This window comes from Arenibacter algicola, from assembly GCF_000733925.1.
In the GTDB taxonomy this organism is placed as follows: Bacteria; Bacteroidota; Bacteroidia; order Flavobacteriales; family Flavobacteriaceae; genus Arenibacter; species Arenibacter algicola.
This window is the reverse complement of record NZ_JPOO01000001.1, coordinates 860,187-877,552: the sequence shown is the minus strand read 5'-3', so window position 1 is coordinate 877,552 and position 17,366 is coordinate 860,187. Positions and strand designations below refer to the sequence as shown.

Here is a 17,366-nt window from a genome sequence, read left to right as displayed (position 1 = left end):
TTATGAAATTCTTGTACTGTTCGTAATAATTCTATCGGTTCTACATTGACTCCAAAGTTTTTAAAATTACTTGTAGTATAACAATCCCATACCCCATAACACTCTCCCTCCTCCTACTATGCTCCGCCTCCTCCCAATTGGACAAAAAACCCAATTCCAATAACACTCCCGGACAAATGTCTTGGGTATCACGTAATACCTGAAAATTTACATATTTCATTTCCCTTATCTTAAATCCCAAAGCCTTATCAAATTCCGACAATAATGATTCCCCTAAGTTTTCGGATTTGGACTGTAGTTCAATATTAGTTTTAGAATTTGGTTTCTGCACATAGACTTCAATTCCCTGGGCTTCCCTCCTATCAGCCTGATTACAATGAATGGAAATAAAAATATCCGGTTGCAAAATCTTGACCAACTTGGTCCTATCACTCAAAGAAATTAAAGTATCATTATATCTAGTCAAATAGATATCCAAGGTGTTTCCAAACAGTTCCCTGTTCAAACGTATTGCCTCTTTAGCAACCTCCAGAACGATATCCTTCTCCTTTATTCCATTAATTCCAATCGCTCCCGAATCCACTCCCCCATGTCCAGGATCTAAGACTACCATTTGTCGTCTATTTTCCTGCGCCAGTGTGGGATTACAAAAAGGGGCAAATCCCATCCAAAGGCAAACTATCCAAAAGCGTTTCATTTTGTTTAAATTTTAAAGTGCGTGTTGCACAATTTTCATCGTTTTCCGTAATTCATCTCCAATCCACAAAATTTTAACGCTTTCTACTGTTAAAATTTATTCGATTCCCATCAATTTCTACCATCCTTTAGAAATTCCATAACGAATAATTCATCAATCGGTCTTTCCTACATTATTAGGGGAGCATAAAAAACGAACAGTCATGAATAAACCAATTAAAACCATCTTACTCTTACTTATGACCACAGGGTCAACTTTTGCCCAAATCGGGGGAATAGAAGACTCTGTCAATGACGTTTCTGATACTATCCGGAGTATCTTTCCCATTATACTCGGGGTCATTTTCCTGATCGGCTTCCTGTTCAATGCCGGCCATTTCTTTGGCGAAAATTCAGACCTGAAGAAAGGTATTACCAGGGTACTGGTCTTTGTCCTTATTGCCGGGGCAGTAGTCGGCATCTTTACCTACCTAATAGGAATCGTGGTCTAATGCGAAAATTTGAGGTATACCGCAACATCAGAAAACAGGCCATGATATTCGGCCTGTCCATTTCCTTTTTTGCACTGCAGATGATCTGTGTGGTCGGTTCTTTAATGGTCATCATTTTCTCGTTCAGTCTTGCCATGATTATCGGAGTCTCGTTATTCAATATTGCTCTGTATTTAGCCTTGATCAGGATTACAAACAACCCCCAAACAATTACCTTTTGGAGGGTATTTCCAAAAATCATCAGCAATAAAAAATCGTCATTACTTACTTATGGACAAGATTAATATATCGTCAGACCATCCCATTGCGTATATACAGGAAAATATCGTCTTCGCCAATAATGGCAATGTTATCCAGTGTTATGAAGGCTCCTTACCGGAGATCTATTCCCTTTCGGAGAAGGATTTTGAGGATATCCATGGCGCTTGGTTCCAGGCCATCAAATCATTGCCCATCGGATGCGTGATACACAAACAGGATGTTTATTTAAAGAAACAGTACACTTCTGAAAACCTGCCCAATACCACCTTTTTGGCCAAGGCTACACATAAGCATTTCAAAGGACGTGATTATATAGAACATAGGTGTTTTGTGTTTTTTATCCTTACCAAGAACAAGTCATTGAACAACGCCAAATATTTAAACCCTTTTCGAAAAGTACCACAAGGGGTTGCCCAGGAACTGAACGAGCATATCAAAAGTTTTATGGACTCCGTAAACGATTCCGTCTCCTTTATCAACAACAGTCGCAAAATGCAGTTCGTTCCAATGGTCGAAAGGGAAATTCTAACCCTCACCGAAAACTATTTCAACGGGTTCAACGAAGGTTTTGACACCGACATACTTTTGGACAGGTCCAAGGTTGCTATTGGCGAAAATCTCTTTGATGTTCTGGCCATCAACAGTGAACTCTGCTTTGGAGGGAACGTCCAGAGCAGCAAGACCAATGAACGGTTTACATCGGACGATTTTGTGTTCCATCAGGGGTTTATCGATGGAATAGGCCTCGCATTGAACGAAAACCATATCGTAAACCAGATCATCTATCTGGACGACAAGCACAAATGGCGTAAGTTATTGGACAAGAAGATCGAAGAACTCAAAAAAAGTTCCAATTTTGGTTCCCAGAACAAGGTAACGCTTTCAAAAGTCCAACTGATTCTTGACCAGATCAATAATGATGACAGCTCGCGCATTATCCGTGGCCATCTCAATGTTATCTATTGGCATCCAGAAGCCAAGGGCCTTGCCAAAATAGGCTTAAAAATAAGGACCGAATTCAAAGAGCTCGATATGGTCCCCTACTACCCCAGGGGGGAGGAACGAAAAAATTATATCCTCAATAGTTATTTCTGTTTCTCTCCCAATTTCTCGGACGGGGATCTTTACGTAACCGACCTGAAACATGCCCTGTGCCTATATATCAACAACAGCAACTACAAAACGGATGCTACAGGGATCATCTTCAACGACCGGGAACACAACATCCCAGTCCTTAAGGATGTCTGGGATGAAAGGAAAAAGCGCATAAAGGCACGGAATTTTGCCATTTTCGCCCCAACGGGCGAGGGCAAGTCCTTTCTGGCCAACAATATCCTACGGCAATACTTCGAGGCCGGTGTCCGGCTGGTCATTATCGATCTTGGAGGGTCCTACACCAAATTTGCCAAGCTCTATCCCGAACAATATACCGTATTGAGATATGAGAGCGGTAAGAACCTGGGCATCAATCCATTTTATGTTCACGACCCTGAAGACCTAGCTCCAGAGCGATTGGAGGACCTTTCAGTATTCCTTTTTGAGTTGTTGGCCTCAGAGCTAAAGGCTACCAAGGCCCAGTCCGTCTCCATTAAAAAGATACTGCTGTATTATTATCAGATGGTCAAAAAGAACCATTCCCTGGACAGTTTCTATCGCTTTATAGAGGAACATCAAAACAATTTGTTGGACCAGCTTAAAATACAGGCCGATTACTTCAATATCCCCGGCTTCCTCCATATCATGTCCGAATATGTCGGCAACGGGCTGTACAGCTTCCTTTTCGAGGTCAGCGAGGACCAGACCTTTAAGATAGAGGATAAACGCTTGATCGTTTTTGAGCTGGACGAAGTCAAGGACAATAAGGAAATCCTTTCGGTGATGCTCAAACTGATCAAGTCTGCCATCCAACGGACCATCTGGAAAAACCGAGCGGAAAAGGGCATCATCCTTTTCGATGAGTTCGCCAAACAGCTCAAATTCGACAATGTATTGGAGAGTGTGGAATTCTACTATCAGGCCATCCGAAAACAGAACGGGGCCATAGGGATCATCCTGCAATCCATCAACCAATTGCCCAACAATTCCACCTCGGCCAGCATACTGGAAAATACCCAGGTCATCTATAGCCTGAACAACGAAAAGGGATATGGGGAACTTAAGAACAGGCTGAACCTGTCCAGCCACGACCTGAACCAATTGAAATCCATAAAGAACAACCTTGCGGGACCACGCAAGTACACCGAAATATTCATCAAGATTGGGAAAGAAAGCAACATTTTCAGGTTGGAGGTACCCCCTGAAGTCTATGCCGCCTATCTAACCGATGGCGAGGAAAACGAGGCCATAATGGCCCTTTATGAAAAGACCAATGATATGGAGAAAGCTATAACTGAATTTATAAAACAAAAAAAGTGATACTATGAAAAAGAAAATCAGAACATTGGGGATCCTGTTGGCCCTCTCCCTTTTATTGCCTGCAGGCGCTGCCTGCCAGGGAATGCCGGTATACGACAACACCAATTTCATCTCCTTTATGAAATCTTTGTTGGAATCCGGCAAACAGACCTCCCAATTGTTGAAGACCGTCAAATTTCTAAAGGAACAAAAAGAGAACGTTGACAAGGTCAACGATGTCATCAAGCAGCTAAAGGCCGTTAAGGAACTGGCAGATAGCAACCAGCGCCTTTTCGATATCGTACAGGACGATCTTAGGGAGATTTTCAGTTCTCCCTATATCAAGCCTGATGAAGTTGCCCGTATCTCGGATTCGTTCAACGACATCATCGAAAACTCCTTGACGGGCATGGATTACATAGAGGAAGTGCTGTCCAGCGACAACCTTAGGATGACCGATGCCGAACGGGCAGCGATACTCAAGGAAAAGGAAGTGCAGTCCAAGGAAATGGTGGCCGAGATAGAATCCAAGACTCGGCGCTACCGGGAAATCATCGCTTTTAGGGAAATGCAGGCAGTTATCAACGGCAGGAAAGCAAATTATTGATATATGTCAGGAGTGGCCTTGAGCATAGGATTGGAATATGTGGACACTGTTTTTCAGACCATCAAGAACAGTGATTTTTCCCAGTACACCATTACCGGAATGAAGACCCTTGCGGTATTGTTCTTTCTGATCAATATCCTAAAAAAGTACAATGAAGGTGTGGCCAACAACGAAGGCTATACCTGGGGACTGACCCCTGCCGAACTGGCCAAGAATTTTGCGGTAGTGATCATAGTCATTTTTTCCACCCAGGTGTTGGGGGTCTTCGATTCTATTCTGGTGGCCATTGAATCCCAATACAGGGACACGGCCCCTGCCCTACTTCCGTTGCAGATGCAGGAAATTGACATAGAACAAGATGTGGGAGCGATCGAGGCCGCCAAAAAGGCCATGGCCCTATTGTACGAGGCTTTGGTGACCCCCTTGTTCGGCCTAAAGGTATTGGCCTTCATTATCGGCCTTTTCCTATGGTTGATGGACCTGTTCATCTATCCCTTGTTCTTGGCGGAACGTTTCTTTCTGTTGGGGATCATGCAGGCCTTTTTTCCATTGGTCATCAGTTTGGCCGTGTTTGAAAAGTTCAGGTCTATGGCCTACAACTTTTTTAAGCTCTATGCGGGGGTATATATGGTGGTCCCTGCATTTTTTCTGGTCAATGTCTTTATAAACCTGCTATATACCGAGGTGAACACCAACTTTTGGTCCGACCTTTTTGGAACGGACTGGGGCAGTCAATTTTTCGCGCCCTTGATACAACTGGGATCCATAGGTTTTATCGTGTTCCTGAAATTCAAATTGTACCGGCGTGCCATCTCTTTTACTTTGAAACTGTTCAGCGGTATATAGGCCTTCACTAAAAACCATTAAAACGCAATAATGAAAACACCTTATAAAAATATCTACAAAGTCCTTGACCAAAATCGGTTCATAGTTTGGTCATTGGTCATCAGCACCACGGTGACCTGTGTCGTAGCCATTTTTTCCATGCTAAAAATGCACAGGGAAACCGTCGACAAGGTCTTTATGGTGAACACCGATGGGGACGTGATACCCTTGAAACTGGTTTCCCAAAAAGAAAATCTGGGGGTGGAAGTCCTGTCCCATTTGGAACTGTTCCACACTTACTTCTACAACATTGACCCGGGCAACTACGAAAAGAACTTGGAAAAAGCGCTGTGGTTGGGCAACAGTTCGGTGGATGCCCTGTACAAACAGAAAAAATCGGATGGGGTCTATAACCGCCTATTACAATATTCCCTAGTACAGAAGGTACTCCGGATCGAATCCGAGATAGAGATTTCCCAAGAACCCTATACTTTTCGAACCACTACCCTATTCGAGATCAATCGGGGCAAAGTAACGGATACTTATGAATTGGTGACTACGGGCAATCTGATCCACGTGGACCGGAACTTTCCCAAGAACACCCACGGACTTTTGATCACTGACTATTTCGAGAACTCTTTAAAAAAGGTACAGAATGAAAATTGAAAGGAACAAGATCGTATTCGGTTCGGTAATTCTGGTCATTGTACTGTTCATTGTGGGATATACCATGTTGGTCATGGACAAAGGGGGTGAATCCGGAGAATCACTGGATAAGACCAAAGTACCGGAATTGGAAGAGCAACAAAAGGAGTACCGCTCCAAACTGGAGGCGGTGGACAATATTCCCGAAGAACGGGTAAAAAATGCACCCAGTATTTATGATGAAAGGTTGCTGGATTCTACGGGACTTTACGATCCCGATTTTATGGATAGGGATAAACAGCGTATCGTGGACAGCATATACAGTCAAGGCCGGATCGATTATTCCCAAAAGAGCTACCGGAATGTGCAACCCCCAAGACCCAAGGTAGTTGCACCCGTAGAAAGGGATACTATTGCAGAGGAAGATGTTCAGCCCATTTCTATCAAGGAACTTGCTTTGGAACACCAACTATTTTTTGCTGCCGATCCAGTTCCCGATCCTGTTTCCTTTGTTCCCGATCCCCTGGTTGTCAACGTGGAAGTGGATGGCAACCAAGTGGTAAGGACGAACAGCCGGTTACAATTGCGCCTACTTCAAAAAATACGATTGGGCAACACAATAATCCCCAAGAATACCTTGATCTATGGCATCGTAAGTTTTGGGCCCAACAGGACGCTCCTCAAGATCGACAATATTGACCACATCCCAGTAAAACTGAAGGCTTTCGATCTGCAGGACGGACTGGAAGGTATTTATGTGGAGAACAGTTTTAAGGGAGAAGTGGCAAACGAGGTCGTTGACGATGTCCTGGACGATATCAATATCGCTGGGGTCCCCCAAGTAAGCGGTATCAAAAAAGTTTTCCAACGAACCAATAGAAGAACAAAAGTAGCCGTGCTCAACAATTACAAACTCATTTTAAAGTCGCCCAAAAGGCCTTAAATCCATAAACCTATGAAAAAACACATATTCTTGTTTGGTCTCCTGATTATGATTAACGCTGCCAATTCTCAAAATGGCAAAGTCATGGACACCATATATACCAATGAACAAATGACGGTATCGTTGTTCTTTCCCGACCCTATTCGGCAAGGGGTTACAGGGTCCTCCAATTATGCCTTTAGTTTCAACAGGGAGAGAGCACAGTACTTTGGGCTGCTACAGGCCACTCCAGGGGAGGAAAGCAATCTTTTGGTGGTAACCCAAGATGGAGGGGTCTATTCTTATTTGCTACAGTATTCCCAAAAACTTGAAAAGCTGAATTATTTCATTGATAACTCCGACAGTATTGGCCATGAAAGGACTGGTCCCTCAATTGTCTCCCAAGTAAAATTGTCCATGGCAGATTCTGACACCATCCCAAACTCGGATAAAGCTTTGGACTATCCAAAACTCTGTGCGCAATTGCTTAGAAATCCCAGGCCTTTTGATCAGATAAAATATAAGGATGGAGTCACTATTAGCATGACAAAAAGTATCTATTATCTTAACGAGGTCTATGTGGTTTTCAAAATTGAAAACGGTTCCCAGATCGATTTCGAGATCAATACTTTGAACCTGTACAAAGTGAACGGCAACAATAAACGTAAGTCATCCTATCAGGAATTGCCCCTACCTCCTATCTTTCAGTTTCAAAGGCCAACAGTGGTTCCAAAAGGTAAGCAGGTTCAATTTGTATGTGTCCATCCCAAATTTACGTTGGGAGCCCGTGAGAGGCTTATGGTGAAACTGGAAGAGTTGCATGGGAGTAGGAATATAGCGGTAAAATTGAAATATTGAGTCTTAAAATAATACTCGATTTCCAATACAGTAGTTACTGGAAGATAAATAGAATTCCCGTTGTTGTAATTGCAAACCTTTTGCCATTATAATTAGTTTAAAGAACTAGAATTGCAATTATTTTCCATTATGAAGTATTATTTTACAAATATTTTCCACTATAAATATCCTTCAAAGCTGTCCGCACGTGCTGGGCATGCACCATATATATCCTAATTATCGGTTTTAATAGAGAAGAATTAAATTCGTTTATTTAACAATTACAATATTTGATCAGGCCAAACGCATCAAAAGCTTAACACCTCAGGTGTCAAAGTACACATCTGACTGTGGATTTAAAAAAAGGCACTCCATTGAAAAAGAGAATAAACTATTTTTGTTGAATGAAAAATGATTTAAGAATACTATACGGAATCGCGTTTTGGGCGAGTGTTCTTGGAATGTTCGCCTTTATTTTTGATTTTGGTTTCTCCCAAGCCACATTGATTCAACAGATCATTGATGGATTTTACTTTTTAGTTATTGCTTTAGGGTTAATATCGACCTATGCACGATATTTTGAAAACCCTAATTTATTCAAGCGAAAAGTAGCTATTTTCGATATTATTTCTGTAATATATACACTTTATATATTTTATATGTATCTCTTCATTGGGGAAGCATTTAAAACCGATTTAATCTTAGAGAATCCACTTTGGGTCATTTTAGGGGTTATTTTGTCGTTCATCAGGGAGTTTTCCGAACAAAAACTAAACTTGAACAGAACTTACTTCAACCCAGCTCAAATATTCATATTAAGCTTCTTGTCCATTATTTTTCTAGGTTCATTACTGTTGATGTTACCAAAGGCTACCCATAATGGAATTTCGTTTGTTGATGCCTTGTTCACTTCAACAAGTGCTGTTTGTGTTACGGGACTGATCGTAGTAGATACGGCTACTTATTTTACACTTTTTGGTCAATCTATCATTTTGTTTTTAATACAGATCGGTGGTTTGGGGATATTAACTTTTGCGAGTTACTTCAGTTATTTTTTTAAAGGAGGTAGTACCTACGAGAATCAGTTAACGTTAAGTGAAATGACCAATTCTCAAAAAATTGGTGATGTTTTCAGTACCTTAAAGAATATTATTGTTATTACTGCAGTTGTTGAATTGACTGCAGCTGTATTTATTTTTCTTTCGTTGGACAAAGCGTTGATCAACAATTTTTCAGATAAAGCCTTTTTTTCCATATTCCACGCTATTTCTGCATTTTGCAATGCAGGATTCTCAACTTTAAGCAATAGTATATACGAAACAGGTTTTAGATTCAACTATTTCTTACAACTCATTATCATATCTACTTTTGTACTGGGTGGTTTAGGGTTTCCTATTGTTGTCAACATTGTTCGGTTTGTAAAGCACAAATTGATTAATATTTTCCATTTCAATTCAAAATCAAAAACATATAAACCTTGGGTACTAAATATTAATAGTAGGATTACACTAGTTACAACTCTATCCCTTACCTCGGTGGCTTTTGTCTTGTTTTTACTCCTGGAGTACAATAACACACTAGCCGAACATTCGTTCTTTGGAAAATTGGTAAATGCACTGTTTGGGGCAGCAACACCGAGAACTGCCGGTTTCAATTCTGTAGATATGACCGCTTTGGCATTCCCTACGGTAATGATAACTTTTTTATTAATGTGGATCGGTGCATCACCAGCTTCAACAGGTGGTGGTATAAAAACCAGTACCTTTGCCATAGCGACACTCAATATTCTGAGTTTGGCAAAAGGGAAACAACGCATAGAGGTATATAGAAGGGAAATTGCAGATATTTCTGTAAAACGTGCATTCGCGACTATAGCTTTGTCCTTGATCGTAATTGGTTCAGGTATTGTACTTATTACTGTTTTTGACCCGGAAAAAGGTCTATTGAATATTGCATTCGAGAGCTTTTCCGCTTATAGTACCGTTGGTTTGAGTTTGGGTATTACTGGTGATTTAAGTACTGCTAGCAAATGTATCCTAATAGTAATAATGTTTATAGGGAGAGTAAGTATGCTCTCAATCATTGTTGCCGTTTTCAAAAAAATAAAACATAAAAATTATCGCTACCCTAGCGAGGAAATCACTATCAATTAAAAACAAAAATGAAATATATTATTGTAGGTCTAGGTAATTTTGGAGCATCATTAGCGGAGAAATTAACGGCTAAAGGAAATGAAGTTATTGGTATTGACAACCGAATGAATAAAGTAGATTTGTTCAAAGAAAAAATTTCGCATACTATCTGTATGGATGCTACAGACGAATTCACAGTTTCCGGGCTACCACTTAAAGATACCGATATCGTTATCATTGCCATAGGAGAAAACCAAGGAGCCAATGTAATGGTCACGGCATTATTTAAAAACTTGCGCGTTAAACGTTTAATAAGTAGAGCAATCGACCCATTGCACGAAAAAGTGCTAATGGCCATTGGAGTAGATGAAATAGTGCATCCCGAAGAAGAAACTGCTGAGCGTTGGGCCAAAAAATTGTGTTTGACCAATGTTGTGGATTCGTTTGAATTAAGTGATGACTTCAGCATCATTGAAGTTGAAATTCCAACTAGATTTGTTGGAAAAACTATCAAAGAAATTGAATTAAGGTCAAAATTCAACCTTTTAGCTTTAACAACAATTAAAAAAACTGAAGTTACCAGTGTTGTCGGCAAGACTAGAAGTGAAGACAGTGTTCAAGGTGTGGCATCGCCAAATACTATTTTGAATGCTAATGAAATTTTAGTCATTTATGGTGCCAACAAAGATTTACAAAACTTTACAAACCAATAAAATGAAAATTAAAATTATTTTTTTTTATAGTCTTATTATTTGTGTTTTATGTTCTTGTGAAGAGAAACCGGAACAAACAATGCAAACTCAAAATAGCAATACTCATAAATTGCCCATTGAATCGGAAATAAAGAATATACCGTTCTCAGAAATGACCATTATTACTTTTGACGATTGCGAATATCTTGTTTTCAAAGAAGAACATGACGCAAATGAAACAATGGGCTTTATGGCTCACAAGGGAAATTGCAACAACCCTATACATTGTTATACGGAATAAAACCCTCTTTGTCCCTATATGTCAATACTTCTCTACCCGTTTGTTATAAAATGGGTCTTTCAAGTAATTATCTTTGCCGGATAGATATCATGCATCTGCTCCAGTACATGATGACTAATTGATTCGATAGCGTGTCCAGCAACATCTTGAACTTGAATTTCGAAGTGTTTCCTTTGTGTCATAATACAGGAAATTTTGGTTAAAAATAACGCTTAAATTACTCCCCTATTTTTAAGAGGACTCATATTATCAAAAACTTTCCTACCCAATATGCGGAGTGATCGCATTCATTTAAATTGCAGAAACTTCCTAACATCCAAATGGATCTGTTCGAAGTTTGCTTTTATAGCCGCATCCCCGATTTGGAATTTAGGCTCGGGAAGTCCTTTGACAATATTAGGTTTGGGAAAACGTACTTTTTTATCCTTACCATCGGCGAAGGCGATGAACTCCCCTTCCTTCAACCTAAAAAATTCCTCCGCCCGTATCTTGCTTACCTCCCGCTCCCCTTTGGTAATACGGGTATCAAAATTTAAGGTATTCTCTCCCTTGCTCACACTCATGGTCGGCCGTTTAACGATTTCAAAAAAGCGTTCGTAATATCGGGCCGTATCGGGGTCGTTTGCCTTCCCAAAGAACTGGTAGGAAAGGTTGCTCAAAATGGCCCTGCTGGCCTTGTCCCCGTACATCATATCGTTTTGTATCTTGTCCTGGAGCACATAAATAGTGGCAATGTCATAACTTCTTAAAGTTGCAGGAATACGGTGCATATTGAGCAATCGAATGGTAGGGGCCTCCTCCATAAGGATAAATGAGGGTGGCCGCTCACGAATACACATTTGTTTTGTTATGGTATGTATTATGGTGGCTATTACCGGGGAATAGGCGGTTTCAAATTTGGGATTGTTCACTATGGAAACCACAGATGGGTGCACAGAGTTGTTGATATCCAAGGGCACTTCATCGGCCGAAAGGGCCATAAAGATACGCTGGGTACTGATCTTTTTTAGTGCATTGGCCAGAGTACCCATTACCCCAGCGGTCTGTCGTTCGGAATCCTTTCCGGAGATAAATGCATCCGCCATGGCCTTGGAGGTATAATTGGAACTTAGAAAATGTATCAGGTATTCGGTATCCAGGTATTGATAGGTGGCAATGAGATGTGGCAGGGTACAAAATTCCGCATGGTCAGTTTTCAATTTCCAGATCAACCCGCCCAAAAGACCTTCAACGGCATCGTTGAAGAATTTGGAAGATCCCATGGCAATGGATTCCCGCTGTTCCAAGAGGTTTTCCAAAAGTACCCTTGAAATCTCATTAACGCTTTCTTCATCTGTCATATAGCGGGCCGCAATGGGATTTACCCGGCAATGGATATCGTCAAAGGAGATAATATGAAAGGGAATATCGGCCTTACCAAAAAGAGGATAGGCCATTTCAGTAATCTCAAAATCTTTATAATCGTGGATGACCCCGGAAAACCGGTGTTGGCCAAAGTGTTTTAGAAAACCATAGACCACGCTTTCTGTTTTGCCACTTCCGGCCGACCCTATGATAGAGGCACCCCGTCGAATATTCTTAAGTACTAGACTACCGTTCAACAGATTGAATCTGACCTTGAACTTTTCAGGATTTTTAGGAATTCCAAAGTGATAATTGAAGCCTATAAAAAATCCCAGATTGACTATTTGAAAGGGCAATAACCACCACAACAACACTTTGGTAAATTCCTGCCAGCCATGCAGGTTATGTAGAGCGACTCCCAACAGCATCAACATTAGAATATTTTGGACATAGGCATACGTGTAGTGTGTATAGGAAAGATAAAATACTGCAATCAACACTGCATAGATTCCAATTGTGATAAGTACCATAGCCCACATTTTGAATTACAGATATTAACCATTGTCATTTTATTGAATCCCTAAATGCCTATGGAACTAGAGGATCTGGCCACGTCAACAGCTTTCTTGAACTGTTTAATGGCCTGCAGGGCAGCTTCCACCTTGTTCGTGGGAATATTGAGTTTAGGGACATGCACCCCGGCGGCACCCATTATTCTAAGTGCGGCACTGCGTTCGTTTGTGGGCAATCCCAGAAGTTGTGCAAAATAGATCTTGGGATCCTGGACAAAGGTCTTACGGGCACTATAGGATTCCACATAGTTGCGTTGGTATTTGAAGAGGGTATCGAACCTTTTTTCAGCATTTTCGTAAAATTGGTCCCGTTTAAATCCACGCTTGACCATTTTGCCGTTAAGTTTGGACTCCGACTCCATGTATTTGCTCCCGGGAGAAAGGCTATATCTATTGGTAACATCCTTTCTGCTTACTATGATATGGACATGGGTCTGCAAGCCCGGCTTTTGCATTCCCTGTGCCACTACCTGTCCATCAATACGGTGTGGCATTTGGGCATTTAGCCTATCAATTTCCTTCCTCATGGCCTTAACATTTCCGGAAACCTCCCCACGTTCCACCATACGGATCTCATTTTCCAATCTTACAATCTTCGCACGGTACACCTGGTTCTCCTTGACTTCCCTGTCAAATCCTTTAAAGGTGCGTTCATATTCTATCTTCGCATAATATTTGATACTGTCCACGGACACCGGGGTATCGCGATGGAAGGACGCCGCATAATCCTTCATAACCTCCCTTACATATTTTTTGAGTAGCTCCGGGTCGTTGTTAATATGCCTCAATTCCCTTTGGCTGGGATTGATGGTCAGTGCAAAGAACTTGGGTTCCCTTTTTTTCAATTTGGCGGTGTTGCCGTCTATTTCCTTGATGACCTGTTCGGGTTGGATCCGTTCATTGTACTGGTCAAAAAAGTGTTCCTGATGTTCGGGCAATTTACCCTCGTTCTCTTTTTCCAGATAGGCCACATAATCCGAAGAACTTTGGGAAAAGGTAGCATCCAGATGTTGTTTGGTAATACTGATGTACATAATGCTATTCTGATTTTAATTTCATTTTCACATGCTCGAACTCCTCGGGGGTCATATCCAGTTGCAACCTGGGCTTTCCGAAGCTGCTCTTTACCAATTCCACCTTGTCCAGAAGGTTTATAAATTCAATCCTTATTTGACTCAGGTCCCGCTTAAGATTGGTGTAATTCCTTTCCATGACAATGGCCTTCTCCACCTTCTTGAAGAACATATCCCGTTCAGGATCTGCCTTCTTTCCGTCCATAAGCAAAGGGGCCTGCCCCAGTTTCTTCTGGGGGGAGTGTTCGAAAAGCAGTTCCAACATGGCCTTGGTCGGGAGCACCCCGTGTATTTCTATGTTCTTCATCATGGCGACCATGGCATTGAACCTTTTCTTGATTAGGTCGGCGATGGTCCTACCATTGGGACCAAAAGATTCCTTTGGGGAAATCTCGTTGTAAATAAAGAAATCCAACATTGTTTGCAATGCTTCCGTATGGGTATTGAAAAACTGCCTGGAGAAGGTTTGGAACTGCCGCGCCGTATCCTTCTTGAACCGTATGTTGCTGAAAGTTTCCAAACCAATTGTCTAAATTGTTGATTGCCGCAAATTCTGCCGTGTTTATGGGGGTTTTCGGGCCGTTTGCCGCAAACCACTTTATTCTAAATTCTCAATTACTGAAGTTTATCAATTTAAATAATTGATAATCAATAATTTATACAGAAACAAAACTCCACAACGTCGCAACGCGCGTTGTCCTCTTGCTATTCCGTTTTTCCGCGCCGGCGAAAAATTTCCGCTCTATGCCCAATGTAGTCCGCTTGGCCACAACCCGGCATGGAATGGAAAATTTTAAGAGATTTTAAAGTCCAATTTTGAGGAATTTCCAAAGGATTTGGAAAAAGGGTGAGGATAGTGAAAAGCAATCGTTAAAAAAAAGGCGGCCCCAGGATCGGGGACGCCCATTATACAATTCAATATTCACTGGGAAGCATCAGGGTATCTTCCACAAAGAACAATCTGAGTTCGTCCAACGGAAAATCCGTCAAATGATATTTTTGGGTCTCAAAAATATGCCCATTGCCATCACTGTAATCAATTTTGGCCTCATATCCCATAATGTCCTTTTCCTCCTCGTTGAGTTTTCTAAAATCGATGGCAATGAATCGACTTTTGTCCATGAGGCTTTTGGCGATAACAGAGGTGTCCGTAACCAGCCAAAAGCATTCTCCGGCCTGTGCAAGGTATCTTATGCCCTCTGTAAATTTTGTCCGGATAAGTGGAATTTGATATAGTACTAACGAACCGTTAAAATGTTGTATCCGTTCCTTAATTTCTCTAGTTTTGAAGTTCATATGAGTTATAGTTTGAGTTAGTATTAATCAATAAGAGGGCGTTGAATTTCGGGAACGCCCTCTTTGTTTTTCCGGCATTTGATAAGACCTCCCATTAAGACCTGCTTCCCAGCAATAGGATCTCATTGGCCACCACTTCCGTTACATATCGCATGCTACCATCTTTGGTTTCAAAGTGGCGTGACTTCAATTTTCCGGTAATTCCCACTTCCCTGCCCTTGGCCCCGAACTGCTCCACGATCTCCGCGGTCCTGCCCCAGGCCACAATGGTATGCCAGTCCGTATTCTGGACGGTCTCCCCTTTGGCATTTTTGTAGCGCTCATTGGTAGCCATCTGAAATCTGGCCACCTTTTTGCCACTGTCAAGATTGGTAATCTTGGGGTCCTCCCCAATGTTCCCGATCAACTGTACATGGTTTCTGAATTTGCTCATAATTGAAAAATATTATGTCCACCTCCCAGTGGACGGTTAATAATGGATTTAAATGATCTACTTATTATATCTCGAACGTTTTCCTTGCCTGCGGCAGGCAGGCCTTTTTGATAGTTTTGTGCGGTTCCTTTTTTAGGATCTGGATTCGATTTCATGGTTCCTTTTTTTGATCTACTTCCCATAGAGCTCTCACGTTACCTTTTTTGATGCAAAACCCAACACAACATTCGAACTTGGAAAGACGTATAAAAAAGATCGCGCCCTGGGCGTGACTGGTTTATGCCGTCGGACAAGGGGGAATGTTGTTATTTCGCTATCCAAAAAAGGTCCGAGTTCTGGAATGGCCGTAGATCGAAAACGAATCCTGGAAGAATTCCAACATCCAAGGAACGGCACAAAATGAATCGATGGCACCCTGGTCAAACCTTGTACAACCAAAACCGATATATGCGTTCACAGACCACGGCCATTCTTTCAGGCCGTTGGCCAGGCGGACTTGAGCAAGGGTTTTATGGTCGGGAAGTGGAGGATGCCCAAGGCACGACCAGGAAACCCTTGCTCGTGTCCAAGACCCCCCCGAGGCTTATTGCCCGAAATGAAATGTAGCGGCAATGTGCCGAGGTGGTGTGGCCGTACCCCATAAACTGCAAACGGTAACCTTCCAATGAAAAACCCTTCATCCCCTTCCGGTCATATATCCTTGAACTCTCCCCAGATCAAGGGATGCGAACTTGCCGCATGGGTCCTGTTCTTTAGGCCCGGATAAGTGGGCCATCGCGTTTTCCCTTCGGGCCACATCCCTTTGCGATCAATACCGCAGGAGGTAAGCTTCCCCTTCATTTCCGGGGAAACCAACATATAATCCTTTTGCCTGATATTCACCCCCATACTATAGGCTCCCAATCTAAAATATCCTGCACCTTTGCCCAGGTCCCTTTCTACTTTAAATCCAGGTTGCCTGGAGACATCCTCAAGATCGGTTCCTCTAAGTAATGGGGACAGGCAATCGCTATAGGCTACATCGTTCAAGGTCCCGCATACCAGGACCAATTCCTTTCCGGAATCCTTCATTTTATGATAGATATCGGCCACCTTTTGGGCCTGAAGCTTTCTATGGGTATCCTTGTCCAAAGAGAACTGAACCGAAAGAATATGAACAGATCGGCCTTCCGGGGTCAAAACGGCATATTCCTGACAGTCCACTTCAAAAATAGGATCCTGCCCATCGGCCAGTTCCAGGCCATGGCTTTTTAGTGTGTCCAACCGGTAACCGTTCTTCGCCATTATTGCCGTTCCCTGGCCACGGCCATCGTTATCCTCCAAATGCATCACCTGTTCGTAGGGCTCCATAACAAATTCCCTTAAAAGTCCACGGTTAAAATCCATCAGGGAGGCCCTATCCTCCACCTCCTGAAGGACGAGTACATCCGCATCCGTTGCTGCAATAAGCCTGGCCTTATTGAGCGTGGAACTATAGGGAACGGCCACCGTCTGCAGGGCCACCCATCCGTTCCAATCGGTAAGCCGAGAGGCCTTGGCCTCATGGGCGGATCCGTTCGGTTTCAGAAAGAGTTCCCCCTGCCTTTTTCTCAGGACTCCGAAAGGTCGATGGTCCGTTTTTTCGAATCCCAACAAGAATGTGAGTTCCCTGATCCGATCCATATCATTTGCGTTTTTTTGGATTCTGTTCATTAGGCTATCGAGCTCCGATACCCAATCGGAAACACATTTGTTCAGCTTGGGCCGAACGAGGCCCTTGTCCCGGTGATATATATTTTCGATGTTTAAGCTGGCTATTTTCATATGTCTAAATTTTATTGTTTCTAATATGTCATATGTAATTCG

Annotated in this window: 19 protein-coding genes; 11 read left to right on the top strand and 8 right to left on the bottom strand. The window is 42.1% G+C overall.

Annotation, left to right across the window (positions count from 1 at the left end; translation table 11 throughout):
- Positions 1-40 precede the first annotated feature (40 nt).
- On the bottom strand, positions 41-697 hold the full coding sequence (locus tag U735_RS0103665) for an N-acetylmuramoyl-L-alanine amidase family protein (RefSeq protein WP_157365000.1): 657 nt from the start codon (positions 695-697) through the stop codon (positions 41-43).
- A 202-nt stretch (positions 698-899) separates the two neighbouring features.
- On the opposite strand from U735_RS0103665, the gene U735_RS0103660 reads away from it, so the two are divergent.
- The 10 genes from U735_RS0103660 (at position 900) to U735_RS0103615 (ending at position 10,523) form a co-directional block, all read left to right on the top strand.
- Entirely contained in the window at positions 900-1,187 is a 288-nt protein-coding gene (locus tag U735_RS0103660; RefSeq protein WP_031442529.1) for a hypothetical protein, read from the top strand.
- Entirely contained in the window at positions 1,187-1,471 is a 285-nt protein-coding gene (locus U735_RS0103655) for a membrane protein (RefSeq protein ID WP_031442528.1), read from the top strand. The genes U735_RS0103660 and U735_RS0103655 overlap by 1 nt, the downstream gene beginning before the upstream one ends.
- Entirely contained in the window at positions 1,458-3,863 is a 2,406-nt protein-coding gene (locus tag U735_RS0103650) for a TraG family conjugative transposon ATPase (RefSeq protein ID WP_031442527.1), read from the top strand. Before U735_RS0103655 ends, U735_RS0103650 begins: the two co-directional genes overlap by 14 nt.
- Positions 3,864-3,867: 4 nt before the next feature.
- Positions 3,868-4,449, top strand: coding sequence for a hypothetical protein (locus U735_RS0103645; RefSeq protein WP_031442526.1), 582 nt, complete (start codon positions 3,868-3,870; stop codon positions 4,447-4,449).
- 3 nt (positions 4,450-4,452) lie between these two features.
- Entirely contained in the window at positions 4,453-5,295 is an 843-nt protein-coding gene (locus tag U735_RS0103640) for a hypothetical protein (protein WP_031442525.1), read from the top strand.
- Between the two features lie 30 nt (positions 5,296-5,325).
- Positions 5,326-5,940: a conjugal transfer protein TraK gene (locus tag U735_RS0103635; RefSeq protein ID WP_031442524.1), complete on the top strand. Its 615-nt coding sequence runs from the start codon at positions 5,326-5,328 to the stop codon at positions 5,938-5,940.
- Positions 5,930-6,862, top strand: a complete 933-nt coding sequence (gene traM, locus U735_RS0103630) for a conjugative transposon protein TraM (RefSeq protein WP_031442523.1) — start codon at positions 5,930-5,932, stop codon at positions 6,860-6,862. The genes U735_RS0103635 and traM overlap by 11 nt, the downstream gene beginning before the upstream one ends.
- 12 nt (positions 6,863-6,874) lie before the next feature.
- Positions 6,875-7,699, top strand: coding sequence for a DUF4138 domain-containing protein (locus U735_RS0103625; protein WP_031442522.1), 825 nt, complete (start codon positions 6,875-6,877; stop codon positions 7,697-7,699).
- 383 nt (positions 7,700-8,082) lie between these two features.
- Positions 8,083-9,831, top strand: coding sequence for a TrkH family potassium uptake protein (locus tag U735_RS0103620; RefSeq protein ID WP_031442521.1), 1,749 nt, complete (start codon positions 8,083-8,085; stop codon positions 9,829-9,831).
- A gap of 8 nt (positions 9,832-9,839) precedes the next feature.
- Positions 9,840-10,523 (top strand): potassium channel family protein, encoded by a 684-nt coding sequence (locus U735_RS0103615; protein ID WP_031442520.1) that lies wholly within the window; start codon positions 9,840-9,842, stop codon positions 10,521-10,523.
- Positions 10,524-11,090: 567 nt separating this feature from the next.
- On the opposite strand, the gene U735_RS0103600 is transcribed toward U735_RS0103615, so the two are convergent.
- The 6 genes from U735_RS0103600 to U735_RS0103570 all read right to left on the bottom strand — a co-directional run bounded on the left by U735_RS0103600 (position 11,091) and on the right by U735_RS0103570 (position 15,676).
- On the bottom strand, positions 11,091-12,677 hold the full coding sequence (locus U735_RS0103600) for a type IV secretory system conjugative DNA transfer family protein (RefSeq protein WP_157364999.1): 1,587 nt from the start codon (positions 12,675-12,677) through the stop codon (positions 11,091-11,093).
- Positions 12,678-12,727: 50 nt separating this feature from the next.
- Positions 12,728-13,753: a MobB family relaxase gene (gene mobB / locus U735_RS0103595; RefSeq protein ID WP_031442517.1), complete on the bottom strand. Its 1,026-nt coding sequence runs from the start codon at positions 13,751-13,753 to the stop codon at positions 12,728-12,730.
- A gap of 4 nt (positions 13,754-13,757) precedes the next feature.
- Positions 13,758-14,312, bottom strand: a complete 555-nt coding sequence (locus tag U735_RS25690) for a BfmA/BtgA family mobilization protein (RefSeq protein ID WP_051891858.1) — start codon at positions 14,310-14,312, stop codon at positions 13,758-13,760.
- Between the two features lie 395 nt (positions 14,313-14,707).
- A complete protein-coding gene (locus U735_RS0103580; protein ID WP_031442515.1) occupies positions 14,708-15,088 on the bottom strand; it encodes a DUF6876 family protein in 381 nt (126 codons plus the stop codon).
- Between the two features lie 94 nt (positions 15,089-15,182).
- Positions 15,183-15,521, bottom strand: a complete 339-nt coding sequence (locus U735_RS0103575) for a single-stranded DNA-binding protein (protein WP_031442514.1) — start codon at positions 15,519-15,521, stop codon at positions 15,183-15,185.
- Positions 15,518-15,676 (bottom strand): hypothetical protein, encoded by a 159-nt coding sequence (locus tag U735_RS0103570; protein ID WP_157364998.1) that lies wholly within the window; start codon positions 15,674-15,676, stop codon positions 15,518-15,520. Before U735_RS0103570 ends, U735_RS0103575 begins: the two co-directional genes overlap by 4 nt.
- A 292-nt stretch (positions 15,677-15,968) precedes the next feature.
- On the opposite strand from U735_RS0103570, the gene U735_RS25455 reads away from it, so the two are divergent.
- The gene (locus tag U735_RS25455; RefSeq protein WP_157364997.1) at positions 15,969-16,127 is read left to right on the top strand and encodes a hypothetical protein; all 159 of its coding nucleotides are present in this window, start codon (positions 15,969-15,971) and stop codon (positions 16,125-16,127) included.
- Positions 16,128-16,211: 84 nt separating this feature from the next.
- On the opposite strand, the gene U735_RS0103560 is transcribed toward U735_RS25455, so the two are convergent.
- Positions 16,212-17,324: an exonuclease/endonuclease/phosphatase family protein gene (locus U735_RS0103560; protein ID WP_031442511.1), complete on the bottom strand. Its 1,113-nt coding sequence runs from the start codon at positions 17,322-17,324 to the stop codon at positions 16,212-16,214.
- Positions 17,325-17,366: the final 42 nt, after the last annotated feature.

What these genes read in the sequence shown, in the direction of transcription:
- U735_RS0103635 (WP_031442524.1), top strand. Translation starts at nt 5,326, where the DNA reads ATGAAAACACCTTATAAAAATATCTACAAAGTCCTTGACCAAAATCGG.
- U735_RS25455 (WP_157364997.1), top strand. Translation starts at nt 15,969, where the DNA reads ATGCGTTCACAGACCACGGCCATTCTTTCAGGCCGTTGGCCAGGCGGA.
- U735_RS0103570 (WP_157364998.1), bottom strand. Translation starts at nt 15,676, where the DNA reads ATGAAATCGAATCCAGATCCTAAAAAAGGAACCGCACAAAACTATCAA.
- U735_RS0103645 (WP_031442526.1), top strand. Translation starts at nt 3,868, where the DNA reads ATGAAAAAGAAAATCAGAACATTGGGGATCCTGTTGGCCCTCTCCCTT.
- U735_RS0103640 (WP_031442525.1), top strand. Translation starts at nt 4,453, where the DNA reads ATGTCAGGAGTGGCCTTGAGCATAGGATTGGAATATGTGGACACTGTT.
- U735_RS0103650 (WP_031442527.1), top strand. Translation starts at nt 1,458, where the DNA reads ATGGACAAGATTAATATATCGTCAGACCATCCCATTGCGTATATACAG.
- traM (WP_031442523.1), top strand. Translation starts at nt 5,930, where the DNA reads ATGAAAATTGAAAGGAACAAGATCGTATTCGGTTCGGTAATTCTGGTC.
- U735_RS0103560 (WP_031442511.1), bottom strand. Translation starts at nt 17,324, where the DNA reads ATGAAAATAGCCAGCTTAAACATCGAAAATATATATCACCGGGACAAG.
- U735_RS0103575 (WP_031442514.1), bottom strand. Translation starts at nt 15,521, where the DNA reads ATGAGCAAATTCAGAAACCATGTACAGTTGATCGGGAACATTGGGGAG.
- U735_RS0103615 (WP_031442520.1), top strand. Translation starts at nt 9,840, where the DNA reads ATGAAATATATTATTGTAGGTCTAGGTAATTTTGGAGCATCATTAGCG.
- U735_RS0103625 (WP_031442522.1), top strand. Translation starts at nt 6,875, where the DNA reads ATGAAAAAACACATATTCTTGTTTGGTCTCCTGATTATGATTAACGCT.
- mobB (WP_031442517.1), bottom strand. Translation starts at nt 13,753, where the DNA reads ATGTACATCAGTATTACCAAACAACATCTGGATGCTACCTTTTCCCAA.
- U735_RS0103580 (WP_031442515.1), bottom strand. Translation starts at nt 15,088, where the DNA reads ATGAACTTCAAAACTAGAGAAATTAAGGAACGGATACAACATTTTAAC.
- U735_RS0103600 (WP_157364999.1), bottom strand. Translation starts at nt 12,677, where the DNA reads ATGGTACTTATCACAATTGGAATCTATGCAGTGTTGATTGCAGTATTT.
- U735_RS0103620 (WP_031442521.1), top strand. Translation starts at nt 8,083, where the DNA reads ATGAAAAATGATTTAAGAATACTATACGGAATCGCGTTTTGGGCGAGT.
- U735_RS0103660 (WP_031442529.1), top strand. Translation starts at nt 900, where the DNA reads ATGAATAAACCAATTAAAACCATCTTACTCTTACTTATGACCACAGGG.
- U735_RS0103665 (WP_157365000.1), bottom strand. Translation starts at nt 697, where the DNA reads ATGAAACGCTTTTGGATAGTTTGCCTTTGGATGGGATTTGCCCCTTTT.
- U735_RS0103655 (WP_031442528.1), top strand. Translation starts at nt 1,187, where the DNA reads ATGCGAAAATTTGAGGTATACCGCAACATCAGAAAACAGGCCATGATA.